Consider the following 23,675-nt stretch of genomic DNA (forward strand, 5'->3'; position numbering starts at 1 on the left):
CGCCCCCGCGCCGCTTCCGCCGCCGCCCCCGCCGGCGCCGGTCTACCCGGACAACCTGGACGGCTGGATCCACAACGCTCTCGACATCATGGCCGCGCACGGCATCCCGGGCAGCTACAACGGCATCTACCGCAACATCATGCGGGAGTCCTCGGGTAACACCCAGGCCATCAACCTGTACGACTCCAACGCCGCCATGGGCATCCCGTCCAAGGGTCTGCTGCAGGTCATCGACCCGACCTTCGCGGCCTATCACGTCGACGGCACCTCCTGGGACATCTGGGATCCGGTCGCCAACATCGTGGCCGCGTGCAACTACGCAGCGCATCGCTACGGCTCGATGGACAACGTCAACTCGGCGTACTGAGCCGAGGCGACCGCGCCCGAGCGGGCATGACCCCGCTCACATCGATCCCCGGCCGGGGGTTCCCGCCTCGAGCGCCGCGGCGGCACGGATCTAGGCTGGTCGGCATGACCGACGATCAGCTGGGGTTCTCCACACGAGCCGTGCATGCCGGGTTCGATCCCGACCCGCAGACCGGTGCGGTGAACGTGCCGATCTACGCGAGCTCGACCTTCGCCCAGGACGGCGTGGGCGGGCTGCGTGGCGGCTACGAGTACGCCCGCACCGGTAACCCGACCCGCGCCGCGCTGGAAGCGAATCTGGCCGCGCTGGAATCCGGGAGTTACGGGCGGGCATTCTCCTCGGGGATGGCGGCCACCGACTGTGTGCTGCGGGCGACGCTGCGCCCGGGTGATCACCTGGTGATCCCGAACGACGCCTACGGCGGCACGTTCCGGCTCATCGACAAGGTGTTCACGCAGTGGGGTATCGAATACTCCGTGGCCCCGGTGTCGGATCCGGACGCGGTCGCCAACGCGTTGCGTCCCAACACCAAACTGGTGTGGCTGGAGACGCCGACCAACCCGCTGCTCAACGTCGGCGACATCTCGGCACTGGCCGACGTCGCGCACGGCGGCGGCGCGAAACTGGTGGTGGACAACACCTTCGCCTCGCCGTATCTGCAGCAGCCGCTGCTGCTCGGCGCGGACATCGTGCTGCATTCGACCACCAAATATCTGGGCGGTCATTCCGATGTTGTCGGCGGTGCGCTGATCACGAACGACGCCGAACTCGACGCCGCCTTCGCCTTCCTGCAGAACGGCGCCGGCGCGGTTCCGGGTCCCACCGACGCCTTCCTCACCATGCGCGGCATCAAAACCCTTGCGCTGCGGATGGATCGGCATTGCGACAACGCGGAGACCCTCGCCGGATTCCTCGCCGAGCACTCGGCCATCTCACAGGTGATCTACCCCGGCCTGCCCGAACATCCCGGAAATCCGGTGGCGCAGAAGCAGATGCGCCGCTTCGGCGGCATGATCTCGGTGCGGCTGCGCGGCGGTAAGCAGGCCGCGCACGACTTCTGCGCGCGGACCAAGATCTTCACCCTCGCCGAATCGCTCGGTGGAGTGGAATCGCTGATCGAGCACCCCGGCGCGATGACCCACGCCTCGACCGAGGGCTCCGAACTGGAGGTGCCCGCGGATCTGGTGCGACTGTCGGTCGGTATCGAGGACATCAGCGATCTGCTCGCCGATGTGGAGCGCGCGCTGGGCTGACGCAGGGAAACGACGAACGGCCGCACCGGAATCGGTGCGGCCGTTCGTGTGGGTAGAGCTATATAAGGTATCCGGCCGGGCTGCTGCCGACCCGGCCGAATCTGCCGAGGAGCGCGCGCAACGCAGCCGCGGTGGTATCACCGCCGCTGCTCGCGTCCATCGACGACACCTTCCCGTCAGCTGTGGTACGGCTCCGCGCTGACCAGGGTCACCTTCATCATGTTGCCGTTGGGCAGGCGGTATTCGCGCGTCTCGCCGACCTTCGCGTCGATCAGGGCGCCGCCGAGCGGGGAACTCGGCGAGTAGGTCTCCAGGTCCGATCGGCCCAGGCCCTCTTCGCGGGTCGCGATCAGGAAGGTCTCGGTGTCGGTTTCGTCGCCGTCGTAGTAGACCTTGACCACCGAACCCGGAAGCGCCACACCGGATTTGGTCGGCGCGACGCCGACCTTGGCGTTGTTCAGCAGCTCCTGCAGCTGACGGATGCGGGCCTCCTGCTGACCCTGCTCCTCGCGCGCGGCGTGGTAGCCGCCGTTCTCCTTCAGGTCGCCTTCTTCGCGGCGTTCGTTGATCTCGGCCGCGATGACCGGACGGTTGGCAATGAGCGCGTCGAGTTCGCTCTTGAGCCTCTCATGCGACTCCGGTGTGAGCCAGGTCACTTGCGTCTCAGTCATCTCGATCACTCCCTAGTAGTTGTTCCCGGCGTGCCGGGGTCCGTGATACCCGTCGCGCATGCGCGAGAACGTGTCCGCGCACAGCAACAGTCGACGGCTAGAGCGATCCGGGGGGATGTTCCTCGAACCCCGACGGTGCGCGGGCATTGTGTGCCCGGGAACCGGCAGCGCTGGCCGTCAATGCAGCAAACACGGCTCCGAGCGTTCGGAACCGTGTTCGCGCCATTCTAGCACGAATTGGATATGTGCAGGTAGAAGGCTTGAATGTGGGGGTGTCAGCCGGCCTTCAGGTAGGCCGGTACCTGATCGCTGCACCCATAGATATTGCCGTTGGCGGGCCGGGCGGTGGTCCGCACCGTGGTGGTGAGTTCGACGGTTCCGCTGTCCGAGCCGGGGATCAGCACCTCGCGGCGGCCGATCTCGCTGCCCTCGGTGTCCATGCCCCGTACCAGGCACACCACCGGCTGCTCCGGATGCTTGCGGGTCAGCTTGAAGTGCACGGTCAGCGTGGAATCGTCGACGACGTCGTAGCCGAGTTGGTCGGGCTCGATATCCTTGGGACCGTACTGCCGATAACCCACATAGGCGACGATCAGCCCGAGTATCACCACCACGATGCCGAGTGCGATCGGAACCCAGCGGCGGTTGCGCACGGGACCGGTTCCGTAACGATTCGACACCCGATCGTTGCCTGCTCCCGTCGCCCCGGTCGCGGCGTCGGCGGTGCGCCCGTCCGGATCGGTCCGGTCGGACTGCGGTGCCGCCTCGCTCATGATGTGGTTGCTCCCGTGGTCGATCAGGGGGTAGGTCGGAACAAAAGACCGTCGGATGGAACTATAGGGAATGCAGTTCGGACACCCGCGTGCCGCTCGGGCACGGCGGACGGCTATGAGGTGAAACGGTGAGCAACGAGGTGAACGAGAAGTGAGCGGCAGCTTCGATCGGCCGCTGCGCCTCATGGCGGTGCACGCCCACCCCGACGACGAGTCGAGCAAGGGCGCCGCCACCACCGCGAAATATGCCGCGGAGGGTGACGACGTGCTGGTCGTGAGCCTGACCGGGGGTGAGCGCGGCTCCATCCTCAATCCGGCGATGGATGTGCCGGGCATTCTCGATCGCATCGACGATGTCCGCCGCGAGGAGATGGCGGCCGCCGCGAAGGCACTGGGCGTGCAGCACCGCTGGCTGGGATTCGTGGATTCCGGTCTGCCCGAAGGAGATCCGCTGCCGCCGCTGCCCGAGGGCAGTTTCGCGCTGGTGCCGCTCGAGGAGGCCACCGAGGCCCTGGTGCGGGTGGTGCGCGAGTTCAGGCCGCACGTGATGACCACCTACGACGAGAACGGTGGCTATCCGCATCCGGACCACATCATGTGCCACAAGGTGTCGATGGCGGCCTTCGAGGCGGCCGGCGACCCCGAGCGCTTCCCCGACGCGGGCGAACCGTGGACGCCGCTGAAGCTCTACTACAACCACGGTTTCAGCCTGCAGCGGCTGGAGACCTTCGCCGACGAGTACGACCGGATCGGGGAGCCGTTCCCGATGCGCGACTGGATGGAGCGCATCCGCAAGGCCGCCCAGGAACACGGCGATGTGATGTCGCGGGTGACCACGCAGATCGACTGCGGCAAGTACTTCCCGCAGCGTGACGAGGCCCTGCGCGCGCACGCCACACAGATCGACCCCAACGGCATGTTCTTCGCGATCCCGCTGGAGATGCAGCAGCGGTTGTGGCCGACCGAGGAATTCGAACTGGCCAGGACCCGGGTGCGCACCGCGATTCCGGAGAACGACCTGTTCGCCGGAATCCGGGACGCCGACGATGCGGAGGCAGATGACATGGTCGCCGACGATATGGTCGCCGACCGGGCGGTCGAGGGCACGGTTCGATGATGTCGATGTTGTACGCGCACACCGCGCTGCTGGCCCAGAACACCACCACGAACCCGACCGGTCCGGAATTCGGCAAGGCGTCGCCGCTGGGTCTGGTGATCATCCTCGTGCTGCTGGCCGGCACGGTGCTGTTGATCCGCTCGATGAACAAGCACATCAAGAAGCTGCCCGCGGATTTCTCCCGCGAACATCCGGAACCGGACCAGGAAGCCGACGAGGGCACCGAGCACGGTGTCGCCGGCGAAGATGACGATGCGGCAGGCGGCGATGCGTCAGGCGGCGATCGGGCGGAGCAGCCGCGCGACGGCGCCGCCAACGGATCCGGCCGCAGCGATTCGGGTCCGTCCACCCCTCCGCCGGCCTCCGGTAAGGCCTCCTGAGATCCGCTGATTCGCCGCGTCGTCGCCGATTCGCCGCCCAATCGCAATCCGAGGCCGGTCACGGCCGCGGGCGGCGACGTCGATTGATGCTCTGATCTGCTTTGATGTTGCCCGGGTCATACGACCCGGCGCTCGCTCACGCATGTCTCGATACCGCGCTTCGGCGGTAATCGGCCGGACGACTCCTATGGGATCCCACACGATACGTGCGGGTAACCCTGCACGGCGTACACATTCGTGGAATAAAGGTGCACACTACGCGGAGCCGCGATACCTCGAATTCTGCCCATGCACCGGGCCTACGCTGTGGAAAGGAGTCGGCGAGTGTTCAGCCGCATCGCCATCGTGAACCGGGGTGAGGCCGCAATGCGCCTCATCCACGCCGTCCGAGATTTGGCCGCGGCGACCGCGCGACAGATCGAAACCGTCGCTCTGTACACCGATGTCGACCGGAACGCGACGTTCGTGCGCGAGGCCGATATCGCCTACGACCTCGGTCCGGCCTCCGCCCGCCCCTACCTGGATCTGAAAGCGCTGGAGAAGGCGCTGGTGGCGACCAAGGCCGACGCCGCCTGGGTCGGCTGGGGTTTCGTCGCCGAGGATCCCGCCTTCGCGGAACTGTGCGATCACATCGGTCTCACGTTCATCGGTCCGAGCCCGGACGCCATGCGCAAACTCGGCGACAAGATCGGCGCGAAGCTGATCGCCGAAGAGGTCGGGGTGCCGGTGGCGCCTTGGAGCCGCGGTGCGGTCGAGACGCTGGACGCCGCCATCGCGGCGGCCAAGGACATCGGCTATCCGCTGATGTTGAAGGCCACCGCCGGTGGTGGTGGTCGCGGTATCCGTGTCATCACCAACGAAGCCGAACTGGTCGACGCCTACGAGCGCACCAGCCAGGAAGCGGCCCGCGCCTTCGGCAGCGGTGTCGTCTTCCTGGAGCGGCTGGTCACCGGCGCTCGCCACGTCGAGGTTCAGGTGATCGCCGACGGTCAGGGCACCGCGTGGGCGCTGGGCGTGCGCGACTGCTCGGTGCAGCGGCGCAATCAGAAGGTCATCGAGGAGTCCGCCTCGCCGGTGCTGCGGCCCGAACAGGTCGCCGATCTCAAGGCCTCGGCCGAGCGGCTCGCGGTGGCGGTCGGTTACCGCGGCGCGGCGACCGTCGAATTCCTCTACCACCCCGGCGACGAGTTGTTCGCCTTCCTGGAGGTCAACACCCGCCTGCAGGTCGAGCACCCGATCACCGAGTACACCACCGGGTTCGACCTGGTCCGGGCGCAGTTGCACGTGGCCTCCGGCGGACGGCTCGAGGGTGAGCCGCCGGCCGAACGCGGGCACGCCATCGAGGCCCGCCTCAACGCCGAGGACCCCGACCGCGACTTCGCCCCGGCGCCGGGCCGCATCGCCCTGCTGGATCTGCCGGCCGGCCCGGGTATCCGCGTCGACACCGGTGTCAGCGAGGGCGACACGATCCCCGCCGACTTCGACTCGATGATCGCCAAGATCATCGCCTACGGCCGCGATCGCGAAGAGGCCCTGGGTCGGCTGCGCCGCGCGGTCGGCGAGACCCGCGTGATCATCGAGGGCGGCGCGACCAACAAGAGCTTCGTCCTGGATCTGCTCGACCAGCCCGAGGTCATCGACGCCAGCGCCGACACCGGCTGGATCGACCGGGTGCGCGGCGAGGGCCGATTGGTGGCCCAGCGGCACACCGCGGTCGCCTTGGCCGCCGCCGCCATCGACGCCTACGAGGAAGAGGAGCGGGCCGAGCGGCATCGGCTGCTGTCCACCGCCGCCGGTGGCCGCCCGCAGGTGCAGCACGAGAGCGGCCGCCCGCTGGACCTGAAGCTGCGTGGCGCGAGCTACCGCCTGCGGGTCGCGCGAGTCGGCGCGCACCGATTCCGGATCGGCATCGAGGCGGCCGGCGAGATCGCCACCGCGGACGTCGATCTCGAGCGTTTCGACCGCCACACCGGTCAGATCGTGGTCAACGGCACCCGGTATCGGCTGGTCACCGGCACGCACGGCCCCACCCACGTGGTGGATGTCGACGGCGTGACGCATCGGGTGAGCCGTGACGAAGGCGGTGTCGTGCGCTCGCCCGCGCCCGCGCTGGTCGTCGCCAAGCCGCTCGAGGTCGGCGACGAGGTCGAGGCGGGCGCGCCCGTGCTGGTCCTCGAGTCGATGAAGATGGAGACCGTGCTGCGGTCGCCGTTCAGGGCGCGCCTCAAGGAGTGCAGCGTCTCGGTCGGCTCGCAGGTCGAGGCCGGCGCGCCGCTGCTGCGGCTGGAACCGATCGCCGACGACGATCAGGCCGACGAGGCCGCCGCGGTCGAGTCGGTCGAACTGGACCTGCCCACCGCGCCCACCGAGGTGCTGGCCCACGAGCGCACCGTGCGCGGCCAGGAGGATCTGCGCGGGCTGCTGCTCGGTTTCGACGTCGACCCGCACGACGGCGGCCGTGTCCTGACGGACTACCTGGCCGCGCGCCGCGCGGCGATCGCGGACAGCCGCCGCCCGCTCGCCGAGGAACTGGAACTGATCGAGGTCTTCACCGATCTCGCCGAGCTGAGCCAGTTCTGGGGTGAGGACGCCGGCCACGGCCACGTCCACAGCGCCCGCGAATATTTCCACACCTATCTGCAGAGTCTCGACGTCGAGCGGGCCGGACTGCCGGAGTCCTACCGGGCCAAGCTGTCGAAGGCGCTCGCGCACTACGGCGTCACCGACCTGGAGCGCACCCCGGAACTCGAGGCCGCGGTCTTCCGGATCTTCCTCGCCCAGCAGCGCCCGTCCGACACGGTCACCGTCGTCACCACGCTGCTGCGCGAATGGCTGGGCGAGCCGGTGCCGGATCGGGTGCTGCAGGAACCGGTGGGCCTGGCGCTGGAGCGGCTGGTGGCCGCGACCCAGGTGCGCTTCCCGGTGATCGCCGACATCACCCGCGGTGTGGTCTACGCCTGGTACGGCCAGCCGCTGCTGCGCCGCAACCGCGCGCGCGTCTACACCACGGTCCGCAAGCATCTGAGCCATCTGGACGCGCATCCGGACGCCGCCGACCGCGCCGATCGCATCGCCGAGATGGTGCGCAGCACCGAACCGCTGGTACGCCTGCTGGCCCAGCGGCTGGTGCGGGGCAACCCCGACAACACCGTCATGCTCGAGGTGCTGACCCGGCGGTACTACGGCAACAAGGGCCTGACCGACGTCCGCACCCAGGAGGTGGACGGCTGCACCTTCGTGGTCGCCGAACGCCGCGGTGTGAATCTGGTCTCCGCGGCCGTCAGTTTCGACTCGCTCGACACGGTGCTGAGCGGGCTCACCGAACTGGCCGGCGGCGCCGCCTCCATCGAGGCCGACATCTACCTCGGCTGGGAGAACCAGCCGGAGGACTTCGACGCGATGGCCGCCGCCCTGCAGGAGGTGCTCGGCGCCCGGTCGCTGCCCAACCAGGTGAATCGGATCACGGCCACCGTCGCGGGCAGCAACGGCGCGGTGATGCACCACCACTTCACCTTCCGCCCGTCGGCGACCGGTCTGGCCGAGGAGCGGTTGATCCGCGGTCTGCACCCCTATATCGCCGAGCGGATGCAGATGCGCCGCCTGCGCAAGTTCGATCTCACCCGGCTGCCGTCCTCCGACGAGGAGGTCTACCTGTTCCGCGGTGTCGCGAAGGAGAACCCCGCCGACGAACGGTTGATCGCCTTCGCGCAGGTGCGCGACCTGACCGCGCTGCGTGACCACGAGGGCCGGCTGCTGTCGCTGCCGACCGCCGAGAGCACGGTCGCGACCTGTGTCGATTCGATCCGCCGGGCACAGTCGCGGCGCCCGTCGGCCAAGCGCTTCCACACCAACCGGATCGTGCTCTACATCTGGCCGCCGCTGGATGTGACCCGCGCCGAGCTGGACACCATCGTCGGTCGCGTCGAACCGGCCACCGCGGGCGCCGGGCTGGAGGAGATCCTGCTCATCGCCCGTCAACCCGATGCGCAGACCGGTGAGCTCGTCAAGCTCGTCGTGCGCATCCGGTTCGATGCCACCGGTAGCACCGAGGTCACCGTCGGCGAGCGCACCGACGATCCGGTCGAACCGCTCGACGAGTACCGCCAGAAGGTGCTGCGGGCCGCCGGCCGAGGCACCGTGTACCCGTACGAATTGACCGGTCTGCTCGGCACTTTCACCGAATACGACCTCGACGCCGAGCACGCCCTCGTCCCGGTCGACCGGCCCAAGGGCCGCAACACCGCGGCGATGGTCGCCGGTGTGGTGAACACGCCGACCGACCGGCATCCGCAGGGCATCACGCGGGTGGTGCTGCTCGGCGATCCGACCAAGTCGCTGGGCGCGCTCTCGGAGCCGGAGTGCCGCCGGGTGATCGCGGCGCTGGATCTGGCCGAGCAGATGGAGGTGCCGCTCGAGTGGTACGCGCTGTCCTCCGGCGCCCGGATCTCGATGAAGTCCGGTACCGAGAACATGGACTGGGTGGCGGCGGCGCTCAAGCGCATCGTCGAATTCACCCAGGACGGCGGCGAGATCAACATCGTGGTCTCCGGCATCAACGTCGGCGCGCAGCCGTACTGGAACGCCGAGGCGACGATGCTCATGCACACCAAGGGCATCCTCGTGATGACCCCGGATTCGGCGATGGTGCTGACCGGTAAGCAGGCGCTGGACTTCTCCGGCGGTGTGTCGGCCGAGGACAACTTCGGCATCGGCGGCTACGACCGCGTGATGGGCCCCAACGGTCAGGCGCAGTACTGGGCGCCGAATCTGGCCGGAGCCCGCGATGTGCTGATGTCGCACTACGACCACACCTACATCGCTCCCGGTGAGCAGGGTCCGCGCCGCGCGCAGACCACCGACCCGATCGACCGCGACGTGTGCACGTTCCCACACAACGTGCCGGACAGCGATTTCACGACTGTCGGCGAGATCTTCTCCGCGACCGCGAACCCGGATCGCAAGAAGCCCTTCGATATTCGCACCGTGATGCGGGCGCTGGCCGACCAGGACCACGCCGTGCTGGAGCGCTGGGCGGGTATGGCCGATGCGGAGACCGCCGTCGTCCAGGACGCGCATGTGGGTGGTATCCCGGTCTGCCTGCTGGGCATCGAATCGCGGGGTGTGCCGCGGCGCGGCTTCCCGTCCACCGACGGACCCGACACCTACACCGCGGGCACGCTGTTCCCGCGGTCGTCGAAGAAGGCGGCTCGCGCGATCAACGCGGCCAGTGGCAACCGCCCGCTGGTGGTGCTGGCGAATCTGTCCGGCTTCGACGGATCGCCGGAGTCGATGCGCAAGCTGCAGCTCGAATACGGTGCCGAAATCGGCCGCGCGATCGTGAACTTCCGCGGGCCCATCGTGTTCTGCGTGATCTCGCGCTACCACGGCGGTGCGTTCGTGGTGTTCTCGAAGGCGCTGAACCCGAATATGACCGTGCTCGCGCTGGAGGGTTCGTTCGCCTCGGTGCTCGGTGGCGCCCCGGCCGCGGCCGTGGTGTTCGCCGGTGACGTCAACACCCGCACCGCCTCGGATTCGCGGGTGCGCGAACTGGAGTCGCGGGTCGCGAACGCGTCGGGCACCGAGCGCGCGGAGCTGTCCGCCGAACTCGACGAGGTCCGTTCGCAGGTGCGCGCGGAGAAGCTGGGCGAGGTCGCCGCCGAGTTCGACCGGGTGCACAACATCCACCGCGCCGTCGAGGTCGGCTCGGTCGACGCGGTGATCAGCGCTCGCGAGCTGCGGCCGCGCATCATCGAGGCGATCGAGGCGCGTCTCGGCTGATTTCCTGCCCGTGACCGGCCGTCCGCGGCCGGTCACGGGTTCGGCCGCGTTGCGATGATCATGGCGGGGTAGTCCCTTGTCGTGACGGTAATCACGCGACTTCTCGTAATGGTGTGTGCGGTCGTTGCCGGGGGTACTTTCGCGGCGGGTTCGGCCGCGGCGGACCCGGCGGCGCATGTGGTGGGCGAACATCCGCTGGGTCCGGCGGCGGTCGAGATGGACGTCTATTCGCCATCGATGGACCGGGTGATCACGAACCGGGTGATCCGCGCGGCCGGTGGCGGACCGGCACCCACGCTCTATCTGCTCACCGGCATCGGCGGCGGTGTGGACAACATCTCCTGGTGGGACGACACCGATGTGCGCGCGTTCTTCGCCGACAAGCATGTCAATGTGGTGATGCCGATCGGCGGGCCCAACAGCATGTACACCGATTGGATCGCCGACGACCCGATGATGGGCCGCAATCGCTGGCAGACCTACCTCACCCAGGAACTGCCCGATGTGGTCGACGCCCAGCTGGGGACCACGGGCCGCAATGCGATCGCCGGGGTGTCGATGAGCGGGGCGTCGGCGGTGGACCTCGCCATCCAGGCACCGGAACGCTTCGCCGCAGTGGCTTCTTACAGCGGGTGCCCGTGGTCGAACGATCCGGCCGGGATCGCGATGGTGAGTGCCCAGGTCGTGCGGGGCGGCGGTAATCCGGGCAATATGTGGGGCCTGCCGGGAACCGGGGCGTGGCCCGCGCACGATGCGTTCGCGCGGGCCGGCGCCCTGGCCGGCAAGGCCATCTATCTGTCTGCGGCGTCCGGTATCCCGGGTGGTATCGACCGGGGACTGCCCTTCCCACCGGTGGAGGCCGTCGCGAGTGCGTGTACCGGTGCTTTCGCCGGTCGGCTCGGGCAGCTCGGCATCCCGGCGGTGTTCGTGGACCGGCCCGAGGGCTCCCACACCTGGGGACTGTTCGAGGCGGACCTCCACGATTCCTGGCCCGTACTGGCCGGTGGTATCGGCGCCTGAGCCTGTTCTCGACGGTTCCCAGCAGTGGGAACAAACGCCGCCGAGATCAGCCGGTTCACGAGCGCCATATCGTTGCCGCCACCCGTGACCGGGGTGAAGGAGTAGACCAGGCGGCGACCGAGGTCTCGGGTGGTGAACATTCCGTCCGTGTAGCCGTAGGTACTGCCGGTCTTCCCCCAGACCGTCACTCCGTTCGCCGAGGTGACCCGCATGAGGCCCGCGCTGTAGTAGCCCGGCTTCGGTCACTGTCGCTCGTCCCTCGGCGCTACGTAGCCGTATGGGGTGGGGCCGGGAATCGTCGTATCGGTCTGCGGGGCAGTGGTATCGGGTAGACGCGGCGCTGCCCGGACGGAACCGCCCGTCCACCGGCACCGGGGCTTTCGTGACCGTGCCGGCGACGCCGGAAGTCCCGGGCCACTGCCCTGCGGGTCCGTTCGCCTGCGCGAGAACCGCCGTTGCTCGGTCGGGCGCGCTGGATACCGCGGCCTGCATCGATGCCGAATCGAGTTGTGGGAGAGCGGAATCGGCATACTCGTGGACTCGACTGCTCGTCGAGGGGACGAACTTCAGTGCCAGAGTTCCGGCGCCCAAGATCACTACGGCCGAGGCGGCGCTCACCAGGGCTACCCTCGGCGATCGGACTGCTCGCCGAAAACCGAACGGCGCGAAGAATTTTCAGACCGCTGCGGGCCGGAACCGCCGGTGGCAGATCTCGCAATCACAATCGAAATAGCCGAGTCCGGCATTGCCGTGGGCGCCACGTCGTTCGGCTTCTTCCAGATCCGCGAACCAAGGCCGCCGCCGCATCGGTACCGGTCGAATCTGCGCGCTGTCGTTCATGGCGACGGAGTACCCATTTCGGACAGCGCGTACGGTCACGGTTTCGGCGCGATGGGTGTGGTGATACTGGAGGGGATGGCGAGCACAGATCCCGAACCGATCCGGGAATCGCGCAGGGCGTCGGCGGGCGCCGGATGGTCGGCCGCCGACCGCGCGGCCTACCGCCGTTTCGTGCGCGCCCAACACCCCGACGTCGGCGGTGACCCGGCCGCGTTCCGAGAAGGTCTGGCTCGCTACGAGGCCGCCCGCCGGGCCGGTACCTCCGCATCCGAAGTCGACCCGACGGACCGATTCGACGGGCCGGTGCGGTTCGTCGCCACACCGCGTGGCTGGCGGCGAGCAGTGCGCGTGCTGCGTCCGCGCCGGCGTACCCGGCACCTGCAGTGATCGATATGCCGGAAGCCTATCCGGCTAATGGCCGACAGCAGCGATAGCTGGGTATACGCTGATGTAAGGCCATTCTGTGATGTGGCTTACTCCAAACATCGGGGTGTCGTCGCTCGACCTATCCCGCGGCAGTGTGGCCGCGCCGGCACGCCGAGCAAACAAGGAGAAGGCCATGAAGGGTGGCACAAGTATCGCTGTAGGAGTGGGTATCGGATACCTACTGGGCCGCACGCGGAAGATGCGGTTCGCGCTGGGGGTGGCGGGGGCGATGATGGCGAAACGTTCGTCGGACATTCCCGGTGAGTTGCTGGAGCGGGGGACATCGCTGCTCAAGTCGTCGGCGGATCTGACGCAGCTCACCGATACCGTTCGCGACGAATTGCTGGGCGCGGCCCGGTCCGCCGCCGTGACCGCTGCGAGCAATCAGCTCGACTCACTCAACACCCGGCTGCAGCAGGGCTCGTCCCTGTTGTCGGGCGACTCCCTCTTGTCGGGCAAGGACCGCGAGCGAGCACCGGCAGCCGAGCCGGACGACGAAGGCGAGCCCGAGGTCCTGGACGTGGAGTCCTCCGACGAAGATCTCGAGGAAGTCGATTCCGGCGACCGGGAAGAAGACCGGGAGCCGCCCGCCCCGCGGACACGCAAGTCCGCGGCCCCCCGCGCGCGGAAGACGACTTCTCGGACTTCCACTACTCGTAAATCCGCGGAACGCAAACCCGTTTCGGTCAGCCGACGCCGCAGCAGCTCCGATTCCGACGAACCGCCCGTGCGACGCACGAGGAGGTGAGAGCGATGGCGAAAACGGCTCAGCCGACCAGCCCGCTCCAGCAATCGGTGCAGAACCTCGCGGGCACGCTGGCCGAACGCGCGGTGGAAGGGCTGTCGAACCGGGTCTCGAAGACCGCCGGCCGGTTGAACGACTACGCGGGTGGCGAGGGAAATCTCCTCGCGGCCGTGACCGGCGTCGACAAGCTGGCCGGCGGCGCTTCCCCACTGCACGCCGTCATGAGCGGAGGTATGAGCAAACTCAAGCACTCGGCGGGGGAGACGTTCCAATCGATCAAGAATTCGCTGACCGGTGGTGGCAAGGGAGGCGGGGGGAAGAAGCTCAAGCTGACCAATATCGTCGAGGAGATCGACGTCGGCGTGCCGATCGATCTGGCCTACGACCAGTGGACCCAGTTCGCGGACTTCCCGAAGTTCACGAAGAAGCTCGAGCAGGTCGAGCAGGTCTCCGATGAGAAACTCAGCTGGACCGGCAAGGTGTTCTGGTCGAGGCGAACCTGGGAATCGACGATCATCGAACAGATTCCGTTCGAGCGAATCATCTGGCGTTCCAAGGGCGCCAAGGGCTATATCGACGGTGCCGTCGGCTTCTACGAGCTCACCCCGAATCTCACCCGCATCCTGGTGGTGCTCGAGTACCACCCGCAGGGAGTGTTCGAGAAGACCGCCAATATGTGGCGCGCCGCCGGGCGCCGATGCCGGTTGGAGCTCAAGCACTTTCAGCGTCATGTCATGACCGATGCGGTCCTGCACAGCGATGACATCATCGGCTGGCACGGCGAGATTCGCGACGGCGAGGTCGTGGAAGACGACGAGACGGCGCGACAGCGGGAAGAGGAAGAAAACGCCGCCGAGGAAGACCACGAAGAGGACAACACCGACGAGGACAACGCCGGCGAGGAAGCATTCGACGACGAAGAACCGGATGAGGCAGAAGAAGACGAGGAAGACGAGGAAGACGAGGAAGACGAGCAGGACCGGGATCGGAGCGAGCCGGACGAGGAGGAAGAACCGGAGCCGCCTCGCCGCCGAACGGCCGCCCGCAAGAGCTCGGTCACTCGCCGGCCACGTGTGAGCGGAGGAGCAAGAAGATGACGATCGAACCCGCGGGAGGCGGGGGCGGAGGCGGAGCCGGCACGATGGCCCGGCCGAATTCGTCCAGCCTGGCCGATGTAATCGACACCATTCTCGACAAAGGCCTGGTCATCGACGCGTTCGCCCGGGTGTCGCTGGTGGGCATCGAATTGGTGACCATCGACGCGCGCGTCGTGGTCGCCAGTGTCGACACATATCTGCGGTTCGCCGAAGCGGTGAACCGGCTGGAGATTTCGACCAGTGAGCCGAAGGGCATCACCGACATCGTCGGCGACGTCACCGAGGGCGCGGCCAAGCACAAGACCAAGGGCGCACTCGATGCGGCCGGACAGAAGGTCGCGGACTTCCTCGGCGATGTGCAGGAGAAGCGGCAGACGGTGCACCGGCCCTCCAAGCGGGAGGAGCGGTGATGGCTGCCGATGCAACCGCCGTATACGTCTACGGCATCGTGCCCGCCGACGTCGAGCCGCAGCCACACGCCACCGGAGTCGGCGATCCACCGGGTGAGGTAACGGTGGTGCGGCACGGCGACATCGCCGCGCTGGTCAGTCCGCTCTCCTCCGATCGGCCCCTGGGCACACCCCAGGACCTCACCGCCCACGAGAAACTTCTCGACGGGTCCGCGGCGGTGGCCCCCGTGCTGCCGCTGCGGTTCGGCGCGGTCATGACCGACACCGATGCGGTGGAAAATGAGCTGCTCGAGGCGAACGAAGACGAATTCCACGCGGCCCTGGTGGAACTCGAGGGGCGCGTGCAGTTCGTTATCAGAGGACGTTACGTCGAGAATGCGATCTTGCGCGAACTGCTCGACGAGAATGCCGACGCCGCCCGCCTCCGGGACGAGATCCGTGGGAAATCGGAGGATGCGACCCGCAACGAGCGAATCATGCTGGGCGAGATGATCAATCAGGCCATCGAGACGAAGCGAGCCGAGGACACCCGCAAAGTGGCTTCCGAACTCGAGAAACTCGAGGCGATGGTCAACCTGCGCGACCCCACCCACGAAGAGGATGCCGTGCACCTCGCGGCACTGATCGAAACGGCCCGCCAGGACGAGTTGGAGGAGTTGTTGCGCCGGCTCATGTCGGACTGGGACGGCCGGGTGGAGTTGAGTCTGCTCGGGCCGATGGCGGCTTACGACTTCGTGACCAAGCGAGCACCGGAGGGGTGAGGCATGGGTCTGTTCTCTTCGATACTCCTGCTCCCCGCCGCGCCGGTTCGTGGCGTGATCTGGCTGAGTGAATTGATCCAGGAGCAGGTCGAACAGCAAATGCACGATCCCGTGAGGTTGCGGCGCGAGCTCGAGGACATCGACCGTGCCGCAGCCGCCGGCGAGCTGTCCGCGGAGGAGGCCGCGCAAGCGCAACAAGAGATCCTGAATCGGATGACCGGTCCGAGGTAGGTCCGACCGACCGGAAGAAGTGACTCCCGTGGCCCGCGAAACCATCTCCGACGATGCCCAGGCATCGGACGAACAACCGCCACTCACCGCGGCGCAGGCCGCTGGGGTGGCGGTCGAATGCCTCGCGGAATTGACGTCGCACCCCCTCCAGGGCGTCACGAGCGTGGAGCCGACCGACGACGGGTGGCTGGTGGAGATCGAGGTGCTCGAGGATCGCCGGATCCCCTCCTCGGCGGACATCATGGCGCTCTATCAGGTGGAGATCGATTTCGACGAGAACCTGCTGGCCTACCGCAGAACCAAGCGCTACATCCGCGGCAGCACCGACATCGGCTCGAGGGGGCAACGATGACGGTGGTCGGAGGCGAGTCGTACGCGCCGCAGCCCTACGGGGGCGGGGGTGGGGGCGGGCACCACTCCACCAATCTCGCCGACATCCTGGAGCGAGTCCTCGACAAGGGTTTGGTGATCGCGGGCGATATCCAGGTGAATCTCCTCGACATCGAACTGCTCACCATCAAGTTGCGGTTGGTGGTCGCGTCCCTGGAGACGGCCAAGGCGGTGGGCATCGACTGGTGGGAGACCGATCCCTGGCTCAGCAGTAAGGCGCATACGCTGGAAAAGCAGGACAGCGACCTGGAAATCGAGAACCGGGAGTTGCGCGAGCGGATCGCCCAATTGGAGGCGGCGAACGAACGCCGGCAGCCCATCGAGCGCGGGCGCGAGTCGAGGAAAGAGCGATCGTGACGGATCGTTGCCTGGTCTGGCTGTACGCGGTGGCGCCCCGCGGCGACGAGGAGGCGGAAACCGCCGTGCCGGCCGGAGTCGCGGGGGAGCCGGTGCGGACGATCGTATCCGGCGATCTCACCGCGATCGTCGGCTCGGTGCCGATGGACGTGTTCGGCGAGGAGCCGCTGCGGCGGAACTTCGAAGACCTGGACTGGCTGGAGGCGACCGCGCGGGCACACGACGCGGTCGTCTCGGCCGTGGTGCGCCGCGGCCCGGCCGTACCGTTGCGGCTGGCCACCGTCTTTCGCGACGACGAGCGGGTGCGTGAGCTGCTCGACGAACGGCGAGCGGATTTCGCCGCGGCGCTGGAATTGGTGAGCGGGCGCACCGAGTGGGGAGTGCGCGCCTACGGCGACCGTGCCGTCCTCACCGCCGCCGTGGCCGAGGCCAAGGCCGAAGCCGGCACCATGACGCCGGGCGCGGCCTATCTCGCCCGGCGGCGCGCGCAATTGTCCGCGCAGGAGACGGTCGAACGCGACGCGGCCGAGCGGGCGTCGCAGGTGCACGAGCGGTTGCTGCGCCGGGCCGCGGCCGGACGATGTCAGCCACTGACCGATCCGGCGGTGAGCGGCCGCCGGGACTGGATGGTGCTCAACGGCACCTACCTCGTCGACGACGACCGGACCGAGGACTTCACGGCGACCGTGAACGCGCTCGGCGCCGAATTTCCCGGTATCCGGCTCGAACTCACCGGCCCGTGGCCACCGTATTCGTTCGCCGGCGTACAACGTGAGCCGACATGACGCGGGCCGATATGACGCGGGCCGGCACCACACCGCCCGATCGCGGCGTCGACGCCGAGCGGCGTATCGCGCTGGTGGACCTCTTGGACCGGGTGCTGGCCGGCGGTGTGATAATCACCGGCGACATCAAACTGGCCATCGCCGATGTGGATCTGGTGCAGATCTCGCTACGCGCCCTCATCTCCTCGATCAGCACCCTGTTCCCGCCGGCCCTGTCCACGTCGTCCGACAAGCACGGCGATGACTGAATTCGGCGGTATCCCACCGCGTATCGACACCGACCCGGAATCCGTCGAACGCGGACTGGTCACCCTCGTGCTCACCCTGGTGGAGTTGCTGCGTCAGCTCATGGAGCGCCAGGCGCTGCGCCGCGTGGACGCCGGCGACCTCACCGACACCCAGGTCGAACGCATCGGCACCACGCTGATGCTGCTCGAACAACGCATGGCGGAACTGCGCGAACACTTCGGCCTCACCCCGGAAGACCTCAACATCGACCTCGGTCCGCTGGGGCCATTACTGCCCCCGCCGGAGTGACCGGGTCGCCCTCCGCCACTTGCTGCCGCGTCGAGCATGCGCGATAATTGCGATCGATGATCTGTAAAGTGTTGGAGGGCAATTGGTCTGATATAGCACAATCTCGTTCACTGTTTCTTGTGTGATGCAGCCTGTGGGGGACTTCGCATTGGATACAGTGCCGGAGAGTGAAAACGCGAGCGTAACGCTCGGCAGCGTAATCGCTGCGCTCTGCTGCTCGAGTCGGCAGAGTCCGGGTCGGGGCTGAGGCCCGGGTCGACATATCTGCCTGCGAATTGATTGGTGCGTATTCGCGTCTCTCGTGCACTTCTTCAGGAGTTCTACATGTTTGATATCGCCCTGCTCGGGTCGGGTTGCTTCGTCTGCTATCTGGCGCTGTGTACCGTCGTGGTGCTCCGCACCGGCGACACTTCTGGTTTGCGTGATGTCGCTCTCGCGGTTCAGTGCTTGCGACGGATGCGACAATTGACCTGATGACGCAGGGCGGGGCGATGTATTCGAATCGCTCAATGCTCGCCTCGCCCTACAGCTTTCGATAGCGTTCATGCCTCATGCGGCGTGCACGTACGCGCTCAATACCTCGCGTTCCTCCGCCGCCGCCTGTGAATCCGGGAAGTGTTGTGCCAGAATCTCATCCAGTTGGTTGAGCCGCTTTCGTACCCACGAAAAATGATGTTCGATCGGCTGTTCGAGGACCGGCGCTACCGCGGCCAAGCTGGCGTCGAGGTCGCCCAGCCGGGCGCTGGACATGGCGAGATAAATCGTTGTCAGCATCTCATCACCGGGCGAACGCTGATTTTTCCACGCGCGCAGGGCTTCTTCCGATGCTTTTACCGAACGCTTCAAGGTCTTGGCATCATCGGCCCACATGAGTGAAAACCCGTGATAGTAAATCTGTTTCGCGGGTGTGAAGGTGAACAGACCTGGTATCTCATCGTTGTTGGCTCCGTGATCGCGCGCCCGGTCGGCTTGTACGAGCAATTCTGCGGCCCCCTCTGAATTGCCGAGGTTGGCTACCGATGCTGCCAAGCTGCACAACAGCCGTGGCTCACTGGTGCCGGTCGATGCGCTGACGTAGCGCAAACCGTCCTCCGCAGCGTCGCGGGCCAACTCGAAATCACGCGTGAAGCGGTGTGCGAGCGCCTGGGTTCCCCGCGCCCACGCACGGAGTTGGTCGTGGTTGGCTCGCTCACCGAGCTGGAAGGCCGCTTCGGCGTGCAACTTCGCATGGGAGTGCTGCCCGAGGTCGAGGGTGAGATATGCCAGCACACCGCACACGCGCCCGAGCGCTACGTAGAGGTCGCGAATCGTGTTCGGGTTGTACGCGCCCACTCGCAGCCGCCGCGTCAACTCTGCCCGGAGTGCAAGGGCACGATCGAGGGTGCGGTCATAGGACTCCAAGCGCGCCTGTGTAGCGATGTCCACGATGCGCTGGCCGATGTCATCGAGTGAGACTCCGTCCGGCGCCGCCAGCAGCGCCTCCGACCCGCGCCGAGCATCCTCGAGCATCCGCATGGTGTCGGCCGCTCGGGATCGTTCGATCTGGTCCGCGTCCCAAGCCGTGACCACCTCGCCGTCTGCATCGAGCGCCAGGTCTGCCTGTTCCGCCCACGCTCGATTGCCGGGCCAGCGCCGGCCTGCCTCGATGGAAGCGATCCACGAATGATCGCAGAACAGCGCCGCGGCCAGCTCGCGTTGGGTATGTCTCCGCAGAAGGCGGTAGCGGCGCACCATCTGTCCGACTCGGTTCGCGTTCATATGTGGCAATCGTGCACTGGTCATCTCATCCCCGCTGGTGACAGATCACGGATGCGCGCTTTGTCACCACGGTATCGCTACCGCGAGCTGCTTGCGACTGGTGATCTGAGCTGGACGGTTTCAAGGACCAGGGGAGTAGGGGAGTCAGCAATGTACGGGGTGATGAATCACGATCGCGTGCCGGTGATGACGATCGGCTACGCGCACATCATCATGCAGGTGCATATCGACTGTGCGCTGTGTGTCTGCCCGGTCAAGCAGCAGGCGAAGCAGCGTCTCATCGAAGCGAAGCATCTTGTCCCGGATAGCACACGGCAATGACGGCTGAGGGGTGGGGACTCGTTGCGGCAGTCGGTATTCCGATCGCCGTAATTGTGCTCGCGGTGGTCTGGCCCGAGCGGGTCGCCAAAGACATAGCGCGGGACAACTCGGTGCAGGGAATTCTGAATCGCGTTGAGCGAGAGAAGGAACAGGGTGCGCGGCAGGCGAATTATCTGGGTCGAGCCTACGGCGGACTTGGATTGGATGTTACGGATCGCTTGCCCCGATTGCGGCCAGGGGACGCCGGTGGTGCGAGGTACGGTTGCGAAATTCCTCATAGCGGACCATCTCGGGCGCGACGACGAGACGTGTACGGCAGCTGAAGCTGAAATTCACAGGCGCCTAACCAGACTGAAGTCATGGGAGGAGACCCGGTGGCGGTCGAATTGAGCACAACCAATCTCGGTCGGCAGTGCGCGGACTGGGCATTGACGGACGGGCAAGTCACTGTCTTCGGTTTCGTCGACAGCGACCGCGACCGTCTCTACATGGCCCGGTTCGACCGAGTGAACGCCCTGTGGCGTGAGCCGCGTGGCGTCGCATTCCCGGAGGGGCTGTCGTTGGCTCGGGTTCATTCGATCCTGCCCGAGTTCACCCGCAAGAGCGACCCAGACCTCGGCTTCCCGCATCACTGACGCCAGATGCCGGAGAGCGGAAACCCGTCGTTTCGTGGGTGCCTACGCCTCAGGCCGTCGGTGCCGTGTGTTCGCAATTCGATTGCACGGCAGTGCGCAGTCGTGTGATGATCGGGATCACTCGTACGGTGCGACGAAGGGGAGGCAGCTTGTGGAACGTGCCACGGTCTACCGCTGGAACGTTCGTAACGGCACCGGAGTGCTGACTCGACCGGACGGCTCACTCGCGTGGTTCCACTTGTCAACTGTGGACCAAGAAGATGTTCTTGCACTGCGGGAGGGCGATGAGGTCGATGTCGAGATCGAGAATATTCCTCAGGGGGACTACGAATGTCGAGCTGTATCCGTGCGACGGCATATAGAATAAGCGCCACACTGGCGGCGCTATTTGCTTGCGCCGCAGCGTTTCTCGTATCAGCGCCGCAGGTTGTGGCAAATCCCGGAGCTGTGCCGGGCGTCTATCACTATCATCCGAATGACACTCGCTATCGCTATGACGGACAGCACGGGAGTTTCACGGGTGACGCAATTTACGCCGCCCAGGACCCTGCGGGTGGTAATCGTTTGATTTGGTCGCTGCGCCTGTCACCTTCTGTGCAGGAAATCGTGCAAGGGCCGATGTCGTGCGGTGCCTCCGTACTCGGCAAAGCCGGCTACCACGATTTTCACCCGTCGATCCCAGCGGATTATTGGTGGCATTCAGCAGTCACCGATATCCAACTGGACCGTACGTACAAACTGGAGGCCAAATGCGACTTCACCGCCACCAATGGCCACACCACCGCTCCCGGCAATGTGCGATTCATTGTCGAGTTCACCTTACATTCGAGCTGATGGAGTGATGTCGGCGGAACGTGAAAACTGATCACTGCGCGGCAACTCAAAATGGACCATCTGGTCGGTGACCCTGGCTTTATCCGAGCCAGGGAGGACCGAAGGGATGCTTGCTGTGGAGGATTGGGCTGAGATTCGTCGTTTGCGCCGGTCAGAGGGTATGCCGATCCAGGCGATCGCCCGGGTGCTGGGCGTGTCCCGCAATACCGTGAAGCGGGCCCTGGCCTCGGACGGGCCGCCGAAGTACCAGCGTCCGCTGAGGGGCTCGGTGGTGGACGCGGTCGAGCCGCAGATCCGCGAGTTGCTGAAGGCGTATCCGACGATGCCCTCGACGGTGATCGCCGAGCGGATCGGCTGGACCCGCTCGGTGCGGGTGCTCTCGGGCCGGGTGGCGGAGTTGCGGCCGGCGTATCTGCCGCCGGATCCCGCGTCGCGAACGACGTATGTTGCCGGGGAGATCGCGCAGTGCGATTTCTGGTTCCCGCCGATCGAATTGCCAGTCGGATTCGGGCAGGTCCGTGGCCCGAAACAGCTGCCGGTTCTGACGATGGTTCTGGGCTATTCGCGGTGGCTGATGGCGGTGCTGCTCCCGACTCGGCATGCGGAGGACTTGTTCGCCGGATGGTGGACGCATATTCACCGATTGGGTTCGGTGCCAAGGGTTTTGGTTTGGGACGGTGAAGGCGCGATCGGCCGCTGGCGGGCTGGACGGAGCGAGTTGACTGCCGAATGTCAAGCATTCCGAGGAACGCTCGGCACGAAAGTGCTGGTCTGCAGGCCTGCTGATCCGGAAGCCAAAGGCATGATCGAACGAGCCCATGACTATCTGGAGCGGTCGTTTCTTCCTGGTCGATCATTCAGCGGCCCAGCCGATTTCAACACCCAGCTCGAGAATTGGCTGGCGTTGGTGAACGCCCGGCCGCGGCGGGTGTTGGGTTGCGCGCCGACCGACCGGATCACCGCGGACCGCCAGGCGATGCTGGCGTTGCCGCCGGTCGCGCCGGAGACCGGGTGGCGCCGCTCGGCGCGGCTCCCGCGTGATCACTACATTCGCTTGGACTCCAACGATTATTCGGTGCACCCGTCCGTAATCGGGCGCCGGATCGAGATCCTCGCGGACCTGGAGCGGGTCCGGGTGTTCTCCGGCGGTCGGGTCGTGGCCGATCACGAACGGATCTGGGCGTGGCATCAAACCCTGTCCGATCCCGAACATGTCGAAGCGGCAAAAGTGTTGCGGCGCGGCCGGATCGGTGTCCTGCGCCCGGCTCCCGAACCCGAGGTCGAACAGCGGTGTCTCACCGACTACGACACCGCGCTCGGGGTCGACCTCGAGGCAGAGGGCGGGGTGGCCTGATGCCCGGCCGAACCAGAACCACCGCAAAAACGGCCACCACCACAAGGGATTTCACTGCGGAACTCACGTTTCTGACCCGCGCGTTGAAAGCGCCCTCGCTGCGCGAGGCCGCGCAGCGGCTGCCCGAACGCGCCCGCGCCGAGAACTGGACCCACGAGGAATTCCTCCTCGCCTGCCTGCAACGGGAGGTGTCGGCCAGGGAGTCGCATGGCGGCGAGGGCCGCATCCGCTCGGCCCGCTTCCCTCACCGGAAATCCCTGGAAGAGTTCGACTTCGGGCATGCACGCGGTCTCAAACGCGACGTGATCGCTCACCTGGGCACCCTGGATTTCGTCACCGCGAAGGAGAACGTCGTGTTCCTGGGCCCACCCGGAACAGGCAAAACCCACCTGGCTATCGGCTTGGCGATCCGGGCGTGTCAGGCCGGGCATCGGGTCGCGTTCGCCACCGCGTCGGAATGGGTCTCACGTCTCGCTGAAGCTCATCACGCGGGCCGGTTGCAGGCCGAGCTGATCAAGCTCGGCCGCTATCCACTGCTCGTAATCGACGAGGTCGGCTACATCCCGTTCGAGAACGAAGCCGCGAACCTGTTCTTCCAGCTCGTCTCGGCCCGCTACGAACGCGCCAGCCTTATCGTGACCAGCAACAAAGTCTTCGGCCGCTGGGGCGAGGTCTTCGGCGACGACGTCGTCGCCGCCGCGATGATCGACCGCCTCGTCCACCACGCCGAAGTCATCGCCCTCAAGGGCGACAGCTACCGGCTCAAGAACCGCGACCTCGGCCGCGTCCCCGCTGCCGGCACAACTGAAGAATGAAACCATCAACCCACCGGCCA

Annotated in this window: 26 protein-coding genes; 23 read left to right on the forward strand and 3 right to left on the reverse strand. The window is 66.5% G+C overall.

Annotated features, from left to right (window positions below; translation table 11 throughout):
• Both A5780_RS01965 and A5780_RS01970 read left to right on the forward strand, forming a co-directional pair.
• On the forward strand, positions 1 to 367 hold a 367-nt coding region (locus tag A5780_RS01965), incomplete at its 5' end, for a transglycosylase SLT domain-containing protein (RefSeq protein WP_156769335.1).
• Between the two features lie 104 nt (positions 368 to 471).
• A complete protein-coding gene (locus tag A5780_RS01970; RefSeq protein WP_063017008.1) occupies positions 472 to 1,620 on the forward strand; it encodes a cystathionine gamma-synthase in 1,149 nt (382 codons plus the stop codon).
• Positions 1,621 to 1,796: 176 nt separating this feature from the next.
• Here the strand turns inward: A5780_RS01970 and greA are convergent, their stop codons facing one another.
• Positions 1,797 to 2,291 (reverse strand): transcription elongation factor GreA, encoded by a 495-nt coding sequence (gene greA / locus A5780_RS01975; RefSeq protein WP_030518168.1) that lies wholly within the window; start codon positions 2,289 to 2,291, stop codon positions 1,797 to 1,799.
• Between the two features lie 275 nt (positions 2,292 to 2,566).
• The gene (locus A5780_RS01980) at positions 2,567 to 3,064 is read right to left on the reverse strand and encodes a DUF4307 domain-containing protein (RefSeq protein ID WP_030518167.1); all 498 of its coding nucleotides are present in this window, start codon (positions 3,062 to 3,064) and stop codon (positions 2,567 to 2,569) included.
• Between the two features lie 184 nt (positions 3,065 to 3,248).
• Here A5780_RS01980 and mca point away from each other — a divergent pair, with 184 nt between their 5' ends.
• The 16 genes from mca (at position 3,249) to A5780_RS39715 (ending at position 18,412) form a co-directional block, all read left to right on the forward strand.
• Entirely contained in the window at positions 3,249 to 4,181 is a 933-nt protein-coding gene (gene mca / locus A5780_RS01985; protein ID WP_063017006.1) for a mycothiol conjugate amidase Mca, read from the forward strand.
• Positions 4,182 to 4,186: 5 nt separating this feature from the next.
• Entirely contained in the window at positions 4,187 to 4,561 is a 375-nt protein-coding gene (locus A5780_RS01990) for a hypothetical protein (protein WP_181068686.1), read from the forward strand.
• Between the two features lie 324 nt (positions 4,562 to 4,885).
• Positions 4,886 to 10,339, forward strand: a complete 5,454-nt coding sequence (locus tag A5780_RS01995) for a carboxyl transferase domain-containing protein (protein WP_064907566.1) — start codon at positions 4,886 to 4,888, stop codon at positions 10,337 to 10,339.
• A gap of 108 nt (positions 10,340 to 10,447) precedes the next feature.
• On the forward strand, positions 10,448 to 11,359 hold the full coding sequence (locus A5780_RS02000) for an alpha/beta hydrolase family protein (protein ID WP_063017000.1): 912 nt from the start codon (positions 10,448 to 10,450) through the stop codon (positions 11,357 to 11,359).
• 915 nt (positions 11,360 to 12,274) lie between these two features.
• Positions 12,275 to 12,586 (forward strand): hypothetical protein, encoded by a 312-nt coding sequence (locus A5780_RS02005; RefSeq protein ID WP_197516548.1) that lies wholly within the window; start codon positions 12,275 to 12,277, stop codon positions 12,584 to 12,586.
• 172 nt (positions 12,587 to 12,758) lie between these two features.
• Positions 12,759 to 13,373, forward strand: coding sequence for a hypothetical protein (locus A5780_RS02010; RefSeq protein WP_064907567.1), 615 nt, complete (start codon positions 12,759 to 12,761; stop codon positions 13,371 to 13,373).
• A gap of 5 nt (positions 13,374 to 13,378) precedes the next feature.
• Positions 13,379 to 14,467, forward strand: a complete 1,089-nt coding sequence (locus A5780_RS02015) for an SRPBCC family protein (protein WP_064907568.1) — start codon at positions 13,379 to 13,381, stop codon at positions 14,465 to 14,467.
• Positions 14,464 to 14,877, forward strand: a complete 414-nt coding sequence (gene gvpJ, locus A5780_RS02020; RefSeq protein WP_174553898.1) for a gas vesicle protein GvpJ — start codon at positions 14,464 to 14,466, stop codon at positions 14,875 to 14,877. Before A5780_RS02015 ends, gvpJ begins: the two co-directional genes overlap by 4 nt.
• Entirely contained in the window at positions 14,877 to 15,638 is a 762-nt protein-coding gene (locus A5780_RS02025) for a GvpL/GvpF family gas vesicle protein (RefSeq protein WP_051757144.1), read from the forward strand. The genes gvpJ and A5780_RS02025 overlap by 1 nt, the downstream gene beginning before the upstream one ends.
• A 3-nt stretch (positions 15,639 to 15,641) precedes the next feature.
• Positions 15,642 to 15,869, forward strand: a complete 228-nt coding sequence (locus tag A5780_RS02030) for a gas vesicle protein GvpG (RefSeq protein WP_063016993.1) — start codon at positions 15,642 to 15,644, stop codon at positions 15,867 to 15,869.
• Positions 15,870 to 15,897: 28 nt separating this feature from the next.
• Entirely contained in the window at positions 15,898 to 16,221 is a 324-nt protein-coding gene (locus A5780_RS02035; RefSeq protein ID WP_227462984.1) for a gas vesicle protein, read from the forward strand.
• Positions 16,218 to 16,616: a gas vesicle protein gene (locus A5780_RS02040; protein WP_030518154.1), complete on the forward strand. Its 399-nt coding sequence runs from the start codon at positions 16,218 to 16,220 to the stop codon at positions 16,614 to 16,616. The genes A5780_RS02035 and A5780_RS02040 overlap by 4 nt, the downstream gene beginning before the upstream one ends.
• Entirely contained in the window at positions 16,613 to 17,401 is a 789-nt protein-coding gene (locus tag A5780_RS02045) for a GvpL/GvpF family gas vesicle protein (RefSeq protein WP_064907569.1), read from the forward strand. The genes A5780_RS02040 and A5780_RS02045 overlap by 4 nt, the downstream gene beginning before the upstream one ends.
• Complete coding sequence (locus tag A5780_RS02050) at positions 17,398 to 17,649, forward strand: gas vesicle protein (RefSeq protein WP_063016989.1); 252 nt, start codon at positions 17,398 to 17,400, stop codon at positions 17,647 to 17,649. Before A5780_RS02045 ends, A5780_RS02050 begins: the two co-directional genes overlap by 4 nt.
• Complete coding sequence (locus A5780_RS02055; protein WP_030518151.1) at positions 17,642 to 17,938, forward strand: gas vesicle protein K; 297 nt, start codon at positions 17,642 to 17,644, stop codon at positions 17,936 to 17,938. Before A5780_RS02050 ends, A5780_RS02055 begins: the two co-directional genes overlap by 8 nt.
• Positions 17,939 to 18,262: 324 nt before the next feature.
• Positions 18,263 to 18,412 carry a hypothetical protein gene (locus A5780_RS39715; RefSeq protein ID WP_156769336.1) on the forward strand — a complete coding sequence of 50 codons (150 nt, stop codon included), beginning with the start codon at positions 18,263 to 18,265 and terminating at the stop codon, positions 18,410 to 18,412.
• A gap of 75 nt (positions 18,413 to 18,487) precedes the next feature.
• Here the strand turns inward: A5780_RS39715 and A5780_RS02060 are convergent, their stop codons facing one another.
• On the reverse strand, positions 18,488 to 19,696 hold the full coding sequence (locus tag A5780_RS02060) for a helix-turn-helix transcriptional regulator (RefSeq protein WP_064907570.1): 1,209 nt from the start codon (positions 19,694 to 19,696) through the stop codon (positions 18,488 to 18,490).
• A gap of 150 nt (positions 19,697 to 19,846) precedes the next feature.
• Between A5780_RS02060 and A5780_RS40575 the strand changes: the two genes are divergently transcribed.
• From A5780_RS40575 to istB, 5 genes are all read left to right on the forward strand, one after another.
• The gene (locus tag A5780_RS40575) at positions 19,847 to 20,017 is read left to right on the forward strand and encodes a hypothetical protein (RefSeq protein WP_169812449.1); all 171 of its coding nucleotides are present in this window, start codon (positions 19,847 to 19,849) and stop codon (positions 20,015 to 20,017) included.
• Between the two features lie 359 nt (positions 20,018 to 20,376).
• A complete protein-coding gene (locus A5780_RS02065) occupies positions 20,377 to 20,652 on the forward strand; it encodes a hypothetical protein (RefSeq protein ID WP_146101045.1) in 276 nt (91 codons plus the stop codon).
• A gap of 429 nt (positions 20,653 to 21,081) precedes the next feature.
• Complete coding sequence (locus tag A5780_RS39720) at positions 21,082 to 21,486, forward strand: hypothetical protein (protein WP_156769338.1); 405 nt, start codon at positions 21,082 to 21,084, stop codon at positions 21,484 to 21,486.
• Positions 21,487 to 21,592: 106 nt separating this feature from the next.
• Positions 21,593 to 22,840: an IS21 family transposase gene (istA, locus tag A5780_RS02075; RefSeq protein ID WP_064907572.1), complete on the forward strand. Its 1,248-nt coding sequence runs from the start codon at positions 21,593 to 21,595 to the stop codon at positions 22,838 to 22,840.
• A complete protein-coding gene (gene istB / locus A5780_RS02080) occupies positions 22,840 to 23,655 on the forward strand; it encodes an IS21-like element helper ATPase IstB (protein ID WP_064907573.1) in 816 nt (271 codons plus the stop codon). Before istA ends, istB begins: the two co-directional genes overlap by 1 nt.
• Positions 23,656 to 23,675 lie beyond the last annotated feature (20 nt).

Source organism: Nocardia sp. 852002-20019_SCH5090214 (genome assembly GCF_001665865.1).
In the GTDB taxonomy this organism is placed as follows: Bacteria; Actinomycetota; Actinomycetes; order Mycobacteriales; family Mycobacteriaceae; genus Nocardia; species Nocardia nova.